We start from the raw sequence: 1,466 nt of genomic DNA, 5'->3' as shown, positions 1-1,466 counted from the left end.
AATGAAGACATTGCGCAAGCTATTGAAAATTCACCAATTGAGTCAGTAGAAGTAAGATCGCCATTAACATGTGAAGCGCCAAAAGGTATTTGTGCTAGCTGTTACGGACGTAACCTTTCTACAAATAAAATGGTTCAAATTGGAGAAGCTGTTGGAGTTGTTGCTGCACAGTCAATTGGAGAACCTGGTACGCAGTTAACACTTCGTACATTCCACATGGGAGGAACAGCAAGTAACATTTCTGAAGAAAACCAATTAAAAGCTAAATTTGGTGGAGTTGCTGAAATCGAAGAACTTAAAACGGTTCAAGGTGAAGTAGCTGACGGAAAAATGGGTGATATTGTAATTTCTCGTACATCAGAAATTAAAGTTTTAGATAAGAAAACAGGAATCATCTTAAGTACAAATAACATTCCTTACGGATCTACAATCTTTGTGAAAAACGGAGATACGATCAAGGAAGATCAGGCTATTTGTCAGTGGGATCCATATAACGGTGTAATTATCTCTGAATTTGCAGGAAAAATTCAATATGAAAATGTTGAACAAGGTGTAACATTCCAAGTAGAGATTGATGAGCAAACAGGATTCCAAGAAAAAGTAATTTCTGAATCAAGAAATAAAAAATTAATTCCAACACTTCACATTTTAAATAGTAAAGGTGAAATACAACGTTCATACAACTTACCAGTAGGTTCTCACTTAATGGTAGATGATAGTGAAAAGATTAAAGTTGGTAAAATTTTAGTGAAAATACCACGTAAGTCTGCAAAATCTGGAGATATTACAGGAGGTTTACCACGTGTAACAGAATTATTTGAAGCGCGTAACCCTTCTAACCCAGCGGTAGTTTCTGAGATTGATGGAGTTGTTTCTTTCGGAAAAATCAAAAGAGGTAACCGTGAAATTATTGTAGAGTCTAAATTTGGAGATATTAGAAAGTACTTAGTAAAACTTTCGAACCAAATCTTAGTACAAGAGAATGATTATGTAAGAGCAGGAATGCCACTTTCTGATGGTTCTATTACGCCAAACGATATTTTAAATATCAAAGGGCCTTCTGCAGTACAGCAATACTTAGTAAACGAAGTACAAGAAGTATATCGTTTGCAAGGTGTAAAAATTAATGACAAGCACTTTGAGGTAATTGTTCGTCAAATGATGCGTAAAGTAAGAATTGGAGATCCAGGAGATACTATCTTCTTAGAAAACCAATTAATTCACAAGTCAGATTTCATTAGAGAGAACGACAATCTTTACGGTCAAAAAGTAGTTGAAGATGCAGGTGAGTCAGAAAACTTTAAAGCAGGGCAAATTGTTTCTCCAAGAGAATTGAGAGATGAAAACTCTGTATTAAGAAGAGCTGATAAGCAGTTAGTATCTGCAAGAGACGTAGTGCCAGCAACGGCAACGCCAATCTTACAAGGTATTACAAGAGCTTCATTACAAACGAAATCATTTATCTC

At 35.5% G+C, this 1,466-nt stretch carries 1 pseudogene; it reads left to right on the top strand.

What is annotated here, in order from left to right:
• Positions 1 to 1,466, top strand: a pseudogene (locus tag ACRBBL_RS27540) (DNA-directed RNA polymerase subunit beta'); the annotation flags it as partial.

The sequence above is a fragment of the Kordia sp. genome (assembly GCF_050633145.1).
Lineage (GTDB): Bacteria > Bacteroidota > Bacteroidia > Flavobacteriales > Flavobacteriaceae > Kordia.
Note: the sequence above shows the minus strand (reverse complement) of the source record. Positions and strands in the feature narration are given on the sequence as shown.